Consider the following 15,275-nt stretch of genomic DNA (forward strand, 5'->3'; position numbering starts at 1 on the left):
GCTTGTCCATGCGGTGAATGCCTTGTTTTTCAGATCACTCGCGAGAAACGCTGGCGGTTGTGCATTGCCAGATACGCGTCGAACACCATGCATACCGAGCGCGCCAGCAGCCGGCCGGCGGGCAGGATGCGAATGCCCTTGTCGTCCAGGCTGATCAGGCCGTCGCGCTGCAAGGTCAGCAGTTCGGGCCAGAGGTCGTTGAAGTAACCGCGAAAATCCAGGGTGAAAGCCTGTTCGATGGGTTCGAAATCCAGCTCGAAATGGCAGATCAGCTGCTGGATCACCGCCCGGCGTATACGGTCGTCGTGGTTGCACAGCAAGCCGCGCTGGGTGGCCAGCTGGGCGTTGGACAGGCTGTCCTGGTAGGTGCTGAGGTCACTGCTGTTCTGGCAGTACAGGTCGCCGATCTGGCTGATCGCCGACACGCCCAGGCCAATCAGGTCGCAATGCCCGTGGGTGGTGTAGCCCTGGAAGTTGCGCTGCAAGGTGCCTTCTTCCTGGGCAATGGCCAGTTCGTCGTCGGGCAGGGCGAAGTGGTCCATGCCGATGTAGCGGTAACCGGCGGCGGTCAGTTGGTCGATGGTGGCGTGCAGCATCTCCAGCTTGGCGGCGGCGCTGGGCAGGTCGTTGCTGTCAATGCGCCGTTGCGGCATGAAGCGTTCGGGAAGGTGGGCATAGTTGAACACCGACAGGCGGTCGGGCTGCAGGCGGATCACCTCTTCGACGGTGCGGGCAAAGCCTTCCGGGGTTTGCTTGGGCAGGCCGTAGATCAGGTCGAGGTTGACCGAGCGAAACTGTAGCGTGCGGGCAGCCTCGATCAGGGTGCGGGTCTGCTCCAGGCTCTGCAGGCGGTTGATCGCCCGCTGTACGGCCGGGTCAAGGTCCTGCACACCCAGGCTGACGCGGTTGAAGCCCAGTTCGCGAAGCAGGCCCATGGTCGACCAGTCGGCTTCGCGAGGGTCGATCTCGATGCCGTAGTCGCCGGAATCGTCGTCCAGCAGGTGGAAGTGCTGGCGCAGGGTGGCCATCAGTTGGCGCAGTTCCACATGGCTGAGGAAGGTTGGTGTGCCGCCACCAAAATGCAGCTGTTCAACACGTTGTTTAGGGTCCAGGTGGCAGGCGATCAACTGGATCTCCTGCTCCAGGCGCTGCAGGTAGGGCGCGGCGCGCGCGCGGTCCTTGGTGATGACCTTGTTGCAGGCGCAGTAGTAGCAGATGTTGGCGCAGAACGGCACATGCACGTACAGCGACAGCGGGCGCACGGCCCGTCGGCTCTCGCGCAGGGCGTTGAGCAGGTCGAACGAACCCACCTCGCTGTGCAGTTGCACGGCGGTTGGGTAAGAGGTGTAGCGTGGTCCGGCGAGATCGTAGCGGCGGATCAGGTCGGTATCCCAACGTAGTTCGTCGAGCATGAGGGTAGTCCCCGGAAAGAGCAGCAGTGCACCGGAGTCTATGGCCGTCTGTAGGAAACTGTGTTGATTTGTATCAAGGGCATTGGGGCTGCCTTGCAGCCCCCGTCAATGCCCCATCAGCCAGTGCTGGTGTGGGCCTGGCAGGGTCCAGACACCGAATAGCATCACCAGCACACCACCCGCCACGCGCACACTGCGTCGCCGCAACAGGGCGTTTACCCGTTCGGCAGCCAGCCCGGTTGCCAGCAACACCGGCCAGGTGCCCACCCCGAACGCGAGCATCAACACCGCGCTGTACCCGGCGTTGCCCTGGCTGGCCGCCCACAGCAGGGTGCTGTAAACCAAACCGCACGGCAGCCAGCCCCATAAGGCGCCCAGCAGCAACGCCCGGGGCAGGCTGGACACCGGCAGCAAGCGCGACGCCAGCGGCTGGATATGCCGCCACAACCCGCGGCCAAGTGCCTCGATACGGGTCAGCCCGCTCCACCAGCCGGCCAGGTACAGGCCCATGGCAATCAGCAGCAGCGCCGCAGCCACCCGCAGCGCCAGCGCTGCCGGGCTGCTGGCCACGGCCCAGCCTGCCAGGCCCAGCAACAGGCCGGCGCAGGCATAGCTGAAAATGCGCCCCAGGTTATACGCCAGCAACAGGCGCAGGCGCTTGCCGCGTTGTTCGGGGGGGATGGCCAAGGTCAGTGCGCCCATCAGGCCACCGCACATGCCCAGGCAGTGACCGCCCCCTAGCAGGCCAAGGACCAGTGCCGAGCCCAGCAGCGGAAGCAGGTCAGGCACGGGGAGGTGGTTCCTTGTCGGTGTCGGCCGGGGCGTCGTCAGGCTTCACGGCCGCCTGGTGGCGCGGGTCCTGATCGTCGAACAGGATGCTATGGGCGGGGCCTTCAAGGTCGTCGTACTGGCCGCTGTCTACCGCCCAGAAGAAGATGTACACGGCCACGCCGACCAGCAGCAGGGCTGCCGGGATCATGACATAGAGGGCGGGCATGGCGACTTCCTCCCGGGTAAAGGGGCTTCGTGGGGCAGCGGGCCCGAGGCCACTGGCATACGGGTCAGGCGCAAGGCATTGAGCACCACGATCAGCGAGCTAACCGACATGCCGATGGCGGCCCACACCGGCGTGATCCAGCCGAGCGCGGCGAACGGCAACATCAGGCCATTATACAAGGTCGCCCACAGCAGGTTCTCGAGGATGTTGCGCCGCGTTCGACGGGCCAGGTCGAAGGCCTGCACCAGCGCCTGCAGGCGGTTGGACAGCAGTACGGCATCGGCGCTGGTCTTGGCAAGGTCGGTGGCGCTACCCATCGCGATGCTGATGTCGGCGGCGGCCAGCACCGGCACATCGTTGACACCGTCGCCGAGCATCAGCACTTTGCGCCCCTGTGCCTGCAGGGCTTTCAGCTGGTCAAGCTTGTCGTCTGGCCGCAGGCCGCCAATGGCCTGGTCGATGCCCAGTTGTGCGGCCACTTCGGCAACCATTGGCGAGCTGTCGCCCGACAGCAGCAGCGTGCGCCAGCCACGTGCCTTGCAGGCAGCGAGCAGGGCCGGGGCATCGTCGCGCAGACGGTCGTCCAGGCCAAACCAGGCCAATGGCCCCTGGCGGTCGCCCAGCAGCAGCCATTGGCCGCGCGGCTCCGGCACGGCGGGGATTTGCGCGCCGCTCAAGGCGCAGACGAAGGTGGCCTGGCCAATGCGCAGGCGCTGCCCGTCCACCAGCCCTTCCAGGCCCAGGCCAGGTATGCTCTGCACATTATCGGCAGGCGTGGCGGTACGGCCGAAGGCGCGGGCGATGGGGTGCTCGGAGCGGTTTTCCAGCGCGGCGGCAAGGGCCAGGCAGCGGTCGGCTGCCTGGCTGCCGAGCGGGCGAATGCTGCGCAAGGCCAGGCGGCCCTCGGTCAGTGTGCCGGTCTTGTCGAAGATTACCGTGTCGATCTGGTTCAGGCCTTCCAGCACATGGCCGCGGGTCACCAGCAGGCCAAGCTTGTGCAGGGTTCCGGTGGCGGCGGTCAGTGCGGTTGGCGTAGCCAAAGACAGGGCACAAGGGCAGGTGGCCACGAGCATGGCCAGCACGATCCAGAACGCCCGCGTCGGGTCCAGGTGCCACCACCACAGGCCGATGGCAACGGCGGCCAGCAGCGAAAACAGCAGGAACCACTGCGAGGCGCGGTCGGCAATTTCCGCCAGGCGCGGTTTTTCGGTCTGGGCACGCTCCAGCAGGCGGACGATGGCCGACAACCGTGAATCGTGACCGAGGGCTTCGACTTCCACGTTCAGGGTGCTTTCGACGTTCAACGTGCCGCCGGTGACCCGTTCGCCTACTTGGCGGGGCTGTGGCAGGTATTCGCCGGTCAGCAGTGATTCGTCGACGCTGGAGCGGCCTTCTACGATACGCCCGTCGGCCGGGATTACCGCGCCTGGCAGCACTTGCACGGTGTCACCGCAGCGCAGTTCGCCAAGCAGGATGCGCTCGCTGCGGCCGAAGGCGTCCAGGCGCAGGCATGAGGCCGGCAGCAGGTTGACCAGCTGCGCAGTGGCCGCAGCCGTGCGTTCTCGGGCTCGGCGTTCCAGGTAGCGGCCGGTGAGGAGAAACAGGGCGAACATGCCCACGGTGTCGAAATACAGCTCGCCGCTGCCGGTGATGGCCGTCCAGATGCCAGCGCCGAAGGCAAGGCCAATGGCCAGCGACACTGAAACGTCCATGGTCAGGTGGCGGGTGCGCAGGTCGCGTGCCGCGCCTTTGAAGAATGGCGCGCAGCTATAGAACACGATGGGGATGGTGAGGAACAGCGCCACCCAGCGCAGAATGGTGTGCAGTTCGGGCGACAGGTCGATGTTGAACTCCGGCCAGGTGGCCATGGTTGCCATCATTGCCTGGAACCACAGCAGTCCGGCCACGCCCAGGCGGCGCAAGGCGCTACGGTTTTCCCGGGCCAGCTGCTCGGTGGCCTTGTCGGGCTGATAGGGGTGGGCGGCGTAGCCGATCTGTCGCAGCTCGGCGAGCAGGCGCGACAGCGGTAGCTGCTGGTCATCCCAGTTCAGCAACAGGCGGTGATTGGACAGGTTCAGGCGCGCCTCGGCGACACCAGGCAGGTTGCGCAAGTGCTTTTCGATCAGCCACCCGCAGGCGGCGCAACTGATGCCTTCGACCAGCAGGGTGGTTTCGGCCAGCTCGCCCTGGTGGCGGACGAAGGTTTGTTGCACGTCACTACGATCGTAAAGGGCCAGCTCGTCCTGCAACTGCCTGGGCAGGGCTTCGGGGTTGGCGCTAGTGTCACTGCGGTGCTGGTAGTAGTGCTCCAGGCCTCCAGCGACGATCGACTCGGCCACCGCCTGGCAACCGGGGCAGCAGAACTGCCGGGACTGGCCAAGGACCACGGCGGTGAAGCGGCTGCCGGCGGGGACGGGCAGGGCGCAGTGGTAGCAGGGGGTGGGTTGGGTCATTGCGTCATTGCCTTACAGATCGGCCGGCCTGAATCGAAACCTGTAGGAGCGGGCTTGCCCGCGAATGCGTCAGGCCTGAAAACAACGTTGCCTGAGCTATCGCATTCGCGGGCAAGCCCGCTCCTACACAGGGAGAAGTGGTACGACTATTGGTGTTCGGCGCCTTGCAGTGCTTCATCACCCAGCTGCAAGGTCACACCATGCGCCACTTTTTCCTCTTCGAACAAGCGCCACACCTGGCCCCCTTCGCTACCCAGCAGTTCGACAAAGCGGCGCCCGTCGACCTTGTCTTCCAGCTGCCCCACATAGCGCCCTGCTTCGACCCGGCTTAGCAGCACCTTGCGGTCTTTCTCTGGCTGGGTTGGCGAAATCAGGTTCAGCTCCACGCTTTGCGGGTCGCTGTTACCGGTCAGACGCAGGTCCACTTCGCCAGTCAGATCATCGAGGTGCACACTGGCCTTCAAGCCTAGCTTCTGCGCCAGCAATTCACGGTCCAGCGAGCGGTTGATGCCTTTGCCGGCCTCGTAGTAGTTGTCGTTCACCAGGTTGTCCGGGTTATGCACAGCGATGCTGACCATGGTCAGGCTCAGGCACACCGAGGTGGTGAGGATGCCGATGATGATCCAGGGCCAGAGGTGCTTGTACCAGGGGCTGGCGGCGGTGGCGGCAGGCATTGTGCGTTATCTCTCTTAGCGGATCTGTGGGCCGATGAAACGGCTCTTGGCTTCAACCTGGGCGTCGCTGTCGTCGGCGCTCTTGAGGATGAAGGTGATTTCGTTGGTGGTCGATGGCAGCTTCTCGGGGGCGACCGACAGCTGCACGGGAAGGCTGACGATATCACCGGCGGCCACGCGGATCTCGCGTTGGCCTTCGAGCTTGAGGTCCGGCAGGCCGGCGGCGTCCAGCACGTAGACGTGATCGCGCTGGTCCTTGTTCATCACCTTCAGGCTGTACACGTTCTCGATCCGGCCCTGGGCGTTTTCTCGGTACAGCACGCGGTCTTTGCTGACGTCGAAACCGACCAGCGAACGGGTGGCGAAGGCCGTCGCCAGCCCGATCATCATCACCAGCAGTACCACGGCATAGCCGATCAGGCGCGGGCGCAGCATGTGGGTCTTCTGTCCGGACAGGTTGTGTTCGGTGGTGTAGCTGATCAGCCCTTTGGGGTAGTTCATCTTGTCCATGATGCTGTCGCAGGCATCGATACAGGCGGCGCAGCCAATGCACTCGATCTGCAGGCCGTCACGGATATCGATGCCGGTAGGGCAGACCTGCACGCACATGGTGCAGTCGATGCAGTCGCCCAGGCCTTGGGCTTTGTAGTCAGCGTCCTTTTTTCGTGGCCCGCGGGTTTCGCCACGGCGTGGGTCGTAGGACACGATCAGCGTGTCCTTGTCGAACATCACGCTCTGGAAGCGTGCATAGGGGCACATGTACACGCACACCTGTTCGCGCAGCCAGCCGGCGTTGCCATAAGTGGCGAGGGTGAAAAAGCCGACCCAGAAGTAGGCCCAGCCATCGGCCTGGCCAGTGAAGAATTCAATCACCAGTTCACGGATCGGCGAGAAGTAGCCGACAAAGGTCATGCCGGTGACAAAGCCGATCAGCAGCCACAGGCTGTGCTTGGCGAATTTGCGCAGAAATTTGTTGCCGCTCATGGGGGCTTTGTCGAGCTTCATGCGCTGGTTACGGTCACCTTCGGTGACCTTTTCGCACCACATGAAAATCCAGGTCCACACGCTTTGCGGGCAGGTGTAGCCGCACCACACCCGGCCGGCGAACACAGTGATGAAGAACAGGCCGAAGGCGGCGACGATGAGAATGCCCGAGAGCAGGATGAAGTCTTGCGGCCAGATGGTAGCGCCGAAGATGTAGAACTTGCGTTCAGGCAGGTTCCACCACACGGCCTGGTGACCACCCCAGTTCAGCCACACAGTGCCGAAGTACAGCAGGAACAGTGCGGCACCACCGACCATGCGCAGGCGACGGAACAGCCCGGTGAAGGCGCGAGTGTAGATTTTTTCGCGGGAGGCATAGAGGTCGACGGAATCCTTCCCTTTGTTGGCGGGCGGGGTTACATCATGTACCGGAATTTGCTTGCTCATCATCAAGTCCCACGGCAGTGGAGAAACGCCGCGGCCTGTGCGTGCGGGCCGCAGTCTCGCGCAATCTGCTAGCGCTCTGCGGTCCATGATACGCCGCTGATGGCGGTATGGGTTCGCACTGCGACCTTTAGTCGCGTTGGGTTCGTGGCATGAAACGTGTTATGGCGGGTGTCAATTGATCCAGGTCATCAGCCTGCTAGAAATGCGGTGGCTGTAAGGGCCTCTTCGCGGGCAAGCCCGCTCCTACATAGACCGCGATCGCTGTAGGAGCGGGTTAACCCGCGAAGAGGCCAGGCCTGCCTTACTCAGCCTTGGCCGGTTCAGCCTGGTGCGACAGGCTGTACACATAAGCCGCCAGCAAGTGCACCTTGTCATTGCCCTGCAGCTGTTCCTGGGCCGGCATCTGCCCCTGGCGGCCATAACGAATGGTCTGCTGCAACTGGGCAAAGCTCGAGCCGTAGATGAACGCCTGCGGGTGGGTCAGGTTCGGTGCGCCCATGGCGGGTGTACCTTTGCCTTCCGGCCCGTGGCAGGCCACGCAGTTGGCAGCAAAGATCTTCTGCCCGTTCTCGACATCGGCTTTCGCGCCCTCAGGCAGTGTGCGGCCATCGAGTTTGCTGACCACGAATGCAGCCACATCGGCCACACCCTGGTCACCGATCACTTCGGCCCAGGCCGGCATCACGCCATGGCGGCCGCCCATGATGGTGGTCTTGATGGTTTCCGGCTCGCCGCCCCAGCGCCAGTCATTGTCGGTGAGGTTGGGGAAGCCGAAGGCGCCCTTGGCGTCGGAACCGTGGCACACCGAGCAGTTGGAGGCGAACAGTCGCGCGCCCATTTTCAATGCCTGCGGGTCCTTGGCCACATCCACGATGGGCATGGCCGCGAATTTGGCGAAGATCGGCCCGAAGCGGGCGTCGGCCTTGGCCATTTCCTTTTCCCACTCGTGCACACCGGTCCAGCCCGGCTGGCCGTTGGAAAACTCGGTCTGCTTGTCGTTATCCAGGTACGAATAGCCCGGCAGGATGCCTTTCCAGTTGCCCAGGCCCGGGTATAGCACCAGGTAGCCGAGGGCGAAGATGATGGTGCCGACGAACAGCCAGAACCACCATTTCGGCAGCGGGTTGTCGTACTCCTCGATGCCATCGAAGGCATGCCCGACGGTTTCGTCGGTAACCTCTTCGCGCTGGCCCTTGCGGGTCGACAGCAGCAGCCAGGTCAACGAGAAGATGGTGCCCAGGGTCAGGACGGTAACGTACAGACTCCAGAAGGTTGTCATTGTTGTTTGCTCCCAGAAGCTTTTGCTTGCTCGACGTGCCGGGTGGCCTCGGGGTCATCCGCGAAGGGCAGTTGGGTCGCTTCGTCGAAGTCCTTTTTACGCCGTGGGTTGAACACCCACAGCGCCAGGCCCACGAAGGCCACCATCACCACGACGGTGCCCAGGCCGCGAATCATCCCGATATCCATCAGCGTCACCGTTTGCTCTTGATGATGGTGCCAAGACCCTGCAGGTACGCGACGATGGCGTCCATTTCGGTCTTGCCCTTGACCGCGTCACGTGCGCCGGCAATGTCGGCGTCGGTGTACGGGGTGCCGAGTGTGCGCAGCACTTCCATCTTCTTCGCGGTGTCTTTGCCGTCGAGCTTGTTCTCGACCAGCCACGGGTAGGACGGCATCTTCGATTCCGGTACCACGTTGCGCGGGTTGTACAGGTGCGCACGGTGCCAGTCATCGGAGTAGCGACCACCGACGCGGGCCAGGTCCGGCCCGGTACGCTTGGAACCCCACAGGAACGGATGGTCCCACACGCTCTCACCGGCTACCGAGTAGTGGCCGTAACGCTCGGTTTCGGCACGGAACGGGCGGATCATCTGCGAGTGGCAGCCCACGCAGCCTTCGCGGATGTAGATATCGCGGCCTTCCAGCTCCAGCGCGGTGCGCGGCTTCATGCCCTCGACCGGTTTGTTGGTGACGTCCTGGAAAAACAGCGGGACGATCTGGGTCAGGCCACCGACGCTCACGGCGATGACCATGAAGAAGGCCAGCAGGCCTATGTTCTTCTCGACGGCTTCATGCTTCATCAGTGCGCTCCCACAACGACGATCTTGGCGGCCTCTTCAGCCTGTGCCGGGTTGGCGGCACGTACGGTACGGAATACGTTGTAGGCCATCAGCAGCATGCCGCTGGCGAAGAACGCACCGCCCAAAGCGCGGACGATGTAGCCGGGGTGGCTGGCCTGCAGGGCTTCGACGAAGGAGTAGGTGAGGGTGCCGTCATCGTTGATGGCGCGCCACATCAGGCCTTGGGTGATGCCGTTGACCCACATCGAGGCGATGTACAGCACGGTACCGATGGTGGCCAGCCAGAAGTGCGCGTTGATCAGGCCGATGCTGTGCATCTGCTCGCGGCCGTAGAGTTTCGGGATCATGTGGTACACGGCGCCGATCGAGATCATTGCCACCCAGCCGAGGGCGCCGGCGTGGACGTGGCCGATGGTCCAGTCGGTGTAGTGCGACAATGAGTTCACGGTCTTGATGGCCATCATCGGGCCTTCGAAGGTGGACATACCGTAGAACGCCAGCGACACCACCAGGAAGCGCAGGATCGGGTCGGTGCGCAGTTTGTGCCAGGCGCCCGACAGGGTCATCATGCCGTTGATCATGCCGCCCCAGCTTGGCGCCAGCAGGATGATCGACATCACCATGCCCAGCGACTGCGCCCAGTCAGGCAGGGCGGTGTAGTGCAGGTGGTGCGGGCCGGCCCAGATGTACAGGGTGATCAGCGCCCAGAAGTGCACGATCGACAAGCGATACGAGTAGATCGGCCGCTCGGCCTGCTTGGGCACAAAGTAGTACATCATCCCCAGGAAACCGGTGGTGAGGAAGAAGCCCACGGCGTTGTGGCCGTACCACCACTGGATCATCGCGTCGGTGGCGCCGGAGTAGGCCGAGTACGACTTGAACAGGCTCACCGGCAGCGAGATGTGGTTGACGATGTGCAGCATCGCGGTGACCACGATGAACGCACCATAGAACCAGTTGCCGACATAAATGTGCTTGGTCTTGCGCTTGACGATGGTGCCGAAAAACACCAGGCCGTAGGTAACCCAGACGATAGCCAGCAGGATCGCCAGCGGCCACTCGAGCTCGGCGTATTCCTTGGTGGTGGTGTAGCCCATCGGCAGGGTGATCAGCGCGCCGACGATCACGGCTTGCCAACCCCAGAAGGTGAAGGCGGCCATGCTGTCGGAGATCAGCCGGGTCTGGCAGGTGCGCTGCACCACGTAGTAGCTGGTGCCGAACAGCGCACAGCCCCCGAAGGCGAAGATCACCAGGTTGGTGTGCAGGGGGCGCAGGCGGCCGAAGCTGGTCCAGGGCAGGTCCAGGTTCAGTTGCGGCCACACCAGCTGCGAGGCGATGAAGACGCCGAGGCCCATGCCAAGGATCCCCCAGACCACCGTCATGATGGCGAACTGGCGGACGACCTTATAGTTATAAGCAGTCGGACTGATTGCTGTGCTCATTCTAAGGTTCCACGGTTTTGATGTTCTTGTTGGTCGAAAAATCGGCGCCAGTATTGATAACCAGCAAGGTTACCGCAACGCAACTTTGGTACGCCGACCCGTGTCCAGGCCCGTTCACTGATGTCCCGCAGGGATCGGGTTCGGGCGATTGTACACAAATAAATATTTGTAATGTGTACCATTTTCCACATTTTTCTGATCGATCGGTCAGGCTTTTTTTAGGGCGGCGACAGCCTACGCGCCGTGTCTGCTTCGGTCCTTTCGGAGCGAAGCCCACTGAGGCAACAAGCTTAGTTGTGTTCGGTGGGGGTGCAAGGGAAGGGGGCTGAGGCTGGTGGTGGGCGGGGGGTGTAAGGTTTGGGTGTTGTGGTGGGGCGGGGGGTGTAAGGTTTGAGTGTTGTGGTGGGGCGGGGGTGTAAGGTTTGAGTGTTGTGGTGGGGCAGAGATCGAGCGCCGCCCGCGCGGCGCTTCGCGGGTAAACCCGCTCCTACGTTTGTTTCGGGCCAGTCCCTCCTGTGCCAGGCGCGCGCGACCGCCTTGTTTGTACGACGCGATATCGAGACATGCGCCAAGGCGGTCGCGCGCAAATCCCACAGGAATAATTGGCCCGAAACAAACGTAGGAGCGGGTTTACCCGCGAAGCGCCGCGCGGGCGGCGCTCGATCTCACAGGCGGCGAATGCCTTTCGGCGAACTCACTTGGCAAATCCCTTTCGGCAAACTCACTTGGCCGTCACAGCCTCAGCCGAACCATCCTGCGACAGGCTATACACATAAGCCGCCAGCAGGTGCACCTTGTCGTTGCCCTGGATCTCGGCCTGCGCCGGCATCTGCCCCTGGCGGCCATAACGAATGGTCTGCTGCAACTGGGCAAAGCTCGAGCCGTAGATGAACGCCTGCGGGTGGGTCAGGTTCGGTGCGCCCATGGCGGGTGTACCTTTGCCTTCCGGCCCGTGGCACGCCACGCAGTTGGCAGCAAAGATCTTCTGCCCGTTCTCGACATCGGCTTTCGCGCCCTCAGGCAGTGTGCGGCCATCGAGTTTGCTGACCACGAATGCAGCCACATCGGCCACGCCCTGGTCACCGATCACTTCGGCCCAGGCCGGCATCACGCCATGGCGACCGCCCATGATGGTGGTCTTGATGGTTTCCGGATCGCCGCCCCAGCGCCAGTCACTGTCGGTGAGGTTGGGGAAGCCGAAAGCGCCCTTGGCGTCGGAGCCGTGGCACACCGAGCAGTTGGAGGCAAACAGGCGACTGCCCATTTTCAGCGCCTGCGGGTCCTTCGCCACTTCTTCTACGGGCATGGCGGCGTATTTGGCGAAGATCGGACCGAACCTGGCATCGGCCTTGTCCATTTCCTTCTGCCATTCGTTGGCGCCGGTCCAGCCATTTTCATAGCCCGGCAGGATGCCTTTCCAGTTGCCCAGGCCCGGATAGAGGATCAGGTAGCCGACCGAGAACACCAAGGTGCCAACGAACAGCCAGAACCACCACTTGGGCAGCGGGTTGTCGTACTCCTCGATGCCGTCGAAGCTGTGGCCCATGGTCTCGTCGGTGGTGTTGTTGCTCTGGCCCTTGCGCGTGGCGAGCAGCAGCCAGGTCAGGCCAATCAGGCTACCGATGGTCAGTACGCTGATGTACGTACTCCAGAAGGTGGTCATTGCCCGTTACTCCTTTTTGCAGCAGGCTCCTGCCCGGCAGGGGGCAGGCGGTCGTCGACGAAGGGCAGCAGGCGCGCTTCGGCGAAATCACGGTCGCGGCGGCGGTTGAAGACCCACAGGGTGAGGCCGATGAAGGCAATCATCACCACCAGGGTGCCCAGCCCGCGGATCATGCCGATGTCCATTTCCATCGCACTCACCTCTTGTTCTTGATCGCGGTGCCGAGCACCTGCAGGTAGGCGACCAGTGCATCCATCTCGGTCTTGCCCTTGACTGCTTCACGGGCGCCGGCGATGTCGTCGTCGGTGTACGGCACGCCCAGGGTGCGCAGGGTGCGCATCTTGACGTCGGTGTGGCTGTTGTCGACCTGCTGGGCAACCAGCCACGGGTAGGACGGCATCTTCGACTCCGGCACCACGTTGCGCGGGTTGTACAGGTGCGCACGGTGCCAGTCGTCCGAGTAGCGGCCACCGACCCGGGCCAGGTCCGGCCCGGTGCGCTTGGAACCCCACAGGAACGGGTGGTCCCACACGCTTTCACCGGCCACCGAGTAGTGGCCGTAACGCTCGGTTTCGGCACGGAACGGGCGGATCATCTGCGAGTGGCAGCCCACGCAACCTTCGCGGATGTAGACATCGCGGCCTTCCAGTTGCAGCGCGGTGTAGGGCTTCATGCCTTCGACCGGTTTGTTGGTGACGTCCTGGAAGAACAGCGGGACGATCTGGGTCAGGCCGCCGATGCTGACGGCAAATACCATCAGCAGGGCCATCAGGCCGACGTTTTTCTCGATGACTTCATGTTTCATCAGGCGTTTCTCCTCAAGCCAACTGGGCGTTCGCAGGGGCGACGTCAAGCGCTGGCGAACGCACGGTGCGCCAGGTGTTCCAGGCCATCAGGAACATGCCGCTGAGGAAGATCGCGCCGCCGACGAAGCGCACGACGAAGCCTGGGTGGCTGGCCACCAGGGTTTCCACGAACGAGTAGGTGAGCGTGCCGTCGCTGTTGACCGCGCGCCACATCAGGCCCTGGGCGATGCCGTTGACCCACATCGAGGCGATGTACAGTACGGTACCGATGGTGGCCAGCCAGAAGTGCGCATTGATCAGGCCGAGGCTGTACATGCGTTCTTTGCCGAACACTTTGGGGATGGTGTGGTACAGCGCGCCGATCGAGATCATCGCTACCCAGCCGAGGGCGCCGGCGTGGACGTGGCCGATGGTCCAGTCGGTGTAGTGGGACAGGGCGTTGACCGTCTTGATGGCCATCATCGGGCCTTCGAAGGTGGACATGCCGTAGAACGCCAGCGACACCACCAGGAAGCGCAGGATCGGGTCGCTGCGCAGTTTGTGCCAGGCGCCCGACAGGGTCATCATGCCGTTGATCATGCCGCCCCAGCTGGGTGCCAGCAGGATCAGTGACATCACCATGCCCAGCGACTGTGCCCAGTCGGGCAGGGCGGTGTAATGCAGGTGGTGCGGGCCGGCCCAGATGTACAGGGTGATCAGCGCCCAGAAGTGCACGATCGACAAGCGATACGAATACACTGGCCGTTCGGCCTGCTTGGGCACGTAGTAGTACATCATCCCCAGGAAGCCTGCGGTCAGGAAGAAGCCCACCGCGTTATGGCCGTACCACCACTGCACCATGGCATCGGTGGCGCCTGCGTAGACCGAGTAGGATTTGGTCAGGCTGACCGGCAGCTCCAGGTTGTTGACGATGTGCAGCAGTGCCACGGTCAGGATGAAGGCGCCGAAGAACCAGTTGCCGACGTAGATGTGTTTGGTGTTGCGCTTCATCAGCGTGCCGAAGAACACGATGGCGTAGCCCACCCAAACGATGGTGATCAGAATGTCGATCGGCCATTCCAGTTCGGCGTATTCCTTGGAGCTGGTGTAGCCCAGCGGCAGGCTGATGGCCGCCAGCAGGATAACCAGTTGCCAGCCCCAGAACGTGAACGCGGCCAGGCCCGGTGCGAACAGGGTGGTCTGGCAGGTGCGTTGCACCGAATAATAGGAGGTGGCGAACAGTGCGCAGCCGCCGAACGCGAAGATCACCGCATTGGTATGCAGGGGGCGCAGGCGGCCGAAGCTGGTCCAGGGGAGGTCGAAGTTGAGGGACGGCCAGGCGAGCTGGGCGGCGATGAAGACGCCGAGCCCCATCCCGACGATTCCCCACACCACCGTCATGATGGCGAATTGGCGGACCACCTTGTAGTTATAGGCGGTACTGCTGGTTGTGTTCATGTATGGGTTCCCATCCACGGTTATTTGGCAGGCTTTACAGCGAGGCAAGCATGATTAATGGGCAAAGTGCCGGTATTGACGGGGATCAATGGGCGAAGGTCGCAAATGTCCCAGGCTTGCGCTGCGATCCTCCGCGGGTTGAAGGTAAAGGGGGCTACAAGGGGTGCCTGATCCTGGCCCATGGCGCGGGCGCGCCGATGGACAGCGGGTTCATGGACGAAATGGCGCAAAGGCTTGCGGCTCTTGGGGTAGCGGTAGTGCGCTTCGAGTTCCCGTACATGGCCGAGCGCAGGGTTACCGGTGGCAAGCGGCCGCCGAACCCGCAGAAGGTGTTGCTTGAATGCTGGCGCGAGGTGTACCGGCAAGTGCGACCTTTGGTCGCGGGCAAGCTGGCCGTGGGGGGCAAGTCCATGGGCGGGCGCATGGCGAGCCTGCTGGCCGACGAACTGGGCGCGGATGCGCTGGTGTGCCTGGGGTATCCGTTCTACGCGGTGGGTAAACCCGAGAAGCCACGGGTAGAGCACTTGGCCGAGTTGAAGACACCGACGTTGATCGTGCAGGGCGAGCGGGATGCGCTGGGTAACCGCGAGGCGGTGGCGGGGTATGCGTTGTCGCCGGCGATCGAGGTGAGCTGGCTAGTGGCGGGGGACCATGACCTGAAGCCGTTGAAGGCTTCGGGGTTCAGCCATGAGCAGCACTTGCAGGCGGCGGCTGAACGCGTTGCTGACTTCCTGAAAGATTAGTGCTGGATTCTTCGCGGGTAAACCCGCTCCTATGTATGGACTCGCCCACACTGTCTAGCTGCTTTTTTGAACATAGGAACCCGGTTGCATCTATGTATCAGGCCTGTTCGAGGAAGCTTTTTGCTTCTGGCCAACA

At 63.0% G+C, this 15,275-nt stretch carries 15 protein-coding genes; 1 reads left to right on the top strand and 14 read right to left on the bottom strand.

The genetic code is table 11. The features are described 5' to 3' along the window. Positions 1-29 precede the first annotated feature (29 nt). The 14 genes from hemN to ccoN (INQ47_RS24400) form a co-directional block, all read right to left on the bottom strand. Positions 30-1,412 (bottom strand): oxygen-independent coproporphyrinogen III oxidase, encoded by a 1,383-nt coding sequence (hemN, locus tag INQ47_RS24335; RefSeq protein WP_028696985.1) that lies wholly within the window; start codon positions 1,410-1,412, stop codon positions 30-32. A 105-nt stretch (positions 1,413-1,517) separates the two neighbouring features. Next, positions 1,518-2,201: a sulfite exporter TauE/SafE family protein gene (locus INQ47_RS24340; protein ID WP_021783039.1), complete on the bottom strand. Its 684-nt coding sequence runs from the start codon at positions 2,199-2,201 to the stop codon at positions 1,518-1,520. After that, positions 2,194-2,409 (bottom strand): cbb3-type cytochrome oxidase assembly protein CcoS, encoded by a 216-nt coding sequence (gene ccoS, locus INQ47_RS24345; protein ID WP_021783040.1) that lies wholly within the window; start codon positions 2,407-2,409, stop codon positions 2,194-2,196. The genes INQ47_RS24340 and ccoS overlap by 8 nt, the downstream gene beginning before the upstream one ends. Next, complete coding sequence (locus INQ47_RS24350) at positions 2,388-4,862, bottom strand: heavy metal translocating P-type ATPase (protein WP_404702802.1); 2,475 nt, start codon at positions 4,860-4,862, stop codon at positions 2,388-2,390. Before INQ47_RS24350 ends, ccoS begins: the two co-directional genes overlap by 22 nt. Positions 4,863-5,008: 146 nt before the next feature. Further along, complete coding sequence (locus tag INQ47_RS24355; protein WP_404702803.1) at positions 5,009-5,536, bottom strand: FixH family protein; 528 nt, start codon at positions 5,534-5,536, stop codon at positions 5,009-5,011. Between the two features lie 15 nt (positions 5,537-5,551). Further along, positions 5,552-6,967, bottom strand: coding sequence for a cytochrome c oxidase accessory protein CcoG (gene ccoG / locus INQ47_RS24360; protein WP_404702804.1), 1,416 nt, complete (start codon positions 6,965-6,967; stop codon positions 5,552-5,554). A 301-nt stretch (positions 6,968-7,268) separates the two neighbouring features. Further along, positions 7,269-8,246, bottom strand: a complete 978-nt coding sequence (gene ccoP / locus INQ47_RS24365; RefSeq protein ID WP_021783044.1) for a cytochrome-c oxidase, cbb3-type subunit III — start codon at positions 8,244-8,246, stop codon at positions 7,269-7,271. After that, on the bottom strand, positions 8,243-8,434 hold the full coding sequence (locus INQ47_RS24370; protein ID WP_003254287.1) for a CcoQ/FixQ family Cbb3-type cytochrome c oxidase assembly chaperone: 192 nt from the start codon (positions 8,432-8,434) through the stop codon (positions 8,243-8,245). Before INQ47_RS24370 ends, ccoP (INQ47_RS24365) begins: the two co-directional genes overlap by 4 nt. Before the next feature lie 5 nt (positions 8,435-8,439). Beyond that, entirely contained in the window at positions 8,440-9,048 is a 609-nt protein-coding gene (gene ccoO / locus INQ47_RS24375; RefSeq protein ID WP_003254286.1) for a cytochrome-c oxidase, cbb3-type subunit II, read from the bottom strand. After that, complete coding sequence (gene ccoN, locus INQ47_RS24380; RefSeq protein WP_003254284.1) at positions 9,048-10,490, bottom strand: cytochrome-c oxidase, cbb3-type subunit I; 1,443 nt, start codon at positions 10,488-10,490, stop codon at positions 9,048-9,050. The genes ccoO (INQ47_RS24375) and ccoN (INQ47_RS24380) overlap by 1 nt, the downstream gene beginning before the upstream one ends. Before the next feature lie 721 nt (positions 10,491-11,211). Then, positions 11,212-12,153: a cytochrome-c oxidase, cbb3-type subunit III gene (gene ccoP / locus INQ47_RS24385; RefSeq protein ID WP_404702805.1), complete on the bottom strand. Its 942-nt coding sequence runs from the start codon at positions 12,151-12,153 to the stop codon at positions 11,212-11,214. After that, positions 12,150-12,344: a cbb3-type cytochrome c oxidase subunit 3 gene (locus INQ47_RS24390; RefSeq protein WP_021784453.1), complete on the bottom strand. Its 195-nt coding sequence runs from the start codon at positions 12,342-12,344 to the stop codon at positions 12,150-12,152. Before INQ47_RS24390 ends, ccoP (INQ47_RS24385) begins: the two co-directional genes overlap by 4 nt. Before the next feature lie 5 nt (positions 12,345-12,349). Next, entirely contained in the window at positions 12,350-12,958 is a 609-nt protein-coding gene (ccoO, locus tag INQ47_RS24395) for a cytochrome-c oxidase, cbb3-type subunit II (RefSeq protein WP_003254281.1), read from the bottom strand. Positions 12,959-12,971: 13 nt separating this feature from the next. After that, a complete protein-coding gene (gene ccoN / locus INQ47_RS24400) occupies positions 12,972-14,396 on the bottom strand; it encodes a cytochrome-c oxidase, cbb3-type subunit I (RefSeq protein WP_003254280.1) in 1,425 nt (474 codons plus the stop codon). Positions 14,397-14,446: 50 nt separating this feature from the next. Between ccoN (INQ47_RS24400) and INQ47_RS24405 the strand changes: the two genes are divergently transcribed. Further along, on the top strand, positions 14,447-15,139 hold the full coding sequence (locus INQ47_RS24405; RefSeq protein WP_404702806.1) for an alpha/beta family hydrolase: 693 nt from the start codon (positions 14,447-14,449) through the stop codon (positions 15,137-15,139). Positions 15,140-15,275 lie beyond the last annotated feature (136 nt).

The sequence above is a fragment of the Pseudomonas sp. 3HC3 genome (assembly GCF_044904505.1).
Classification (GTDB): Bacteria; Pseudomonadota; Gammaproteobacteria; order Pseudomonadales; family Pseudomonadaceae; genus Aquipseudomonas; species Aquipseudomonas putida_Y.

What these genes read in the sequence shown, in the direction of transcription:
- hemN (WP_028696985.1), bottom strand. Translation starts at nt 1,412, where the DNA reads ATGCTCGACGAACTACGTTGGGATACCGACCTGATCCGCCGCTACGAT.
- ccoS (WP_021783040.1), bottom strand. Translation starts at nt 2,409, where the DNA reads ATGCCCGCCCTCTATGTCATGATCCCGGCAGCCCTGCTGCTGGTCGGC.
- INQ47_RS24350 (WP_404702802.1), bottom strand. Translation starts at nt 4,862, where the DNA reads ATGACCCAACCCACCCCCTGCTACCACTGCGCCCTGCCCGTCCCCGCC.
- INQ47_RS24355 (WP_404702803.1), bottom strand. Translation starts at nt 5,536, where the DNA reads ATGCCTGCCGCCACCGCCGCCAGCCCCTGGTACAAGCACCTCTGGCCC.
- ccoG (WP_404702804.1), bottom strand. Translation starts at nt 6,967, where the DNA reads ATGAGCAAGCAAATTCCGGTACATGATGTAACCCCGCCCGCCAACAAA.
- ccoP (WP_021783044.1), bottom strand. Translation starts at nt 8,246, where the DNA reads ATGACAACCTTCTGGAGTCTGTACGTTACCGTCCTGACCCTGGGCACC.
- INQ47_RS24370 (WP_003254287.1), bottom strand. Translation starts at nt 8,434, where the DNA reads ATGGATATCGGGATGATTCGCGGCCTGGGCACCGTCGTGGTGATGGTG.
- ccoO (WP_003254286.1), bottom strand. Translation starts at nt 9,048, where the DNA reads ATGAAGCATGAAGCCGTCGAGAAGAACATAGGCCTGCTGGCCTTCTTC.
- ccoN (WP_003254284.1), bottom strand. Translation starts at nt 10,490, where the DNA reads ATGAGCACAGCAATCAGTCCGACTGCTTATAACTATAAGGTCGTCCGC.
- ccoP (WP_404702805.1), bottom strand. Translation starts at nt 12,153, where the DNA reads ATGACCACCTTCTGGAGTACGTACATCAGCGTACTGACCATCGGTAGC.
- INQ47_RS24390 (WP_021784453.1), bottom strand. Translation starts at nt 12,344, where the DNA reads ATGGAAATGGACATCGGCATGATCCGCGGGCTGGGCACCCTGGTGGTG.
- ccoO (WP_003254281.1), bottom strand. Translation starts at nt 12,958, where the DNA reads ATGAAACATGAAGTCATCGAGAAAAACGTCGGCCTGATGGCCCTGCTG.
- ccoN (WP_003254280.1), bottom strand. Translation starts at nt 14,396, where the DNA reads ATGAACACAACCAGCAGTACCGCCTATAACTACAAGGTGGTCCGCCAA.
- INQ47_RS24405 (WP_404702806.1), top strand. Translation starts at nt 14,447, where the DNA reads ATGATTAATGGGCAAAGTGCCGGTATTGACGGGGATCAATGGGCGAAG.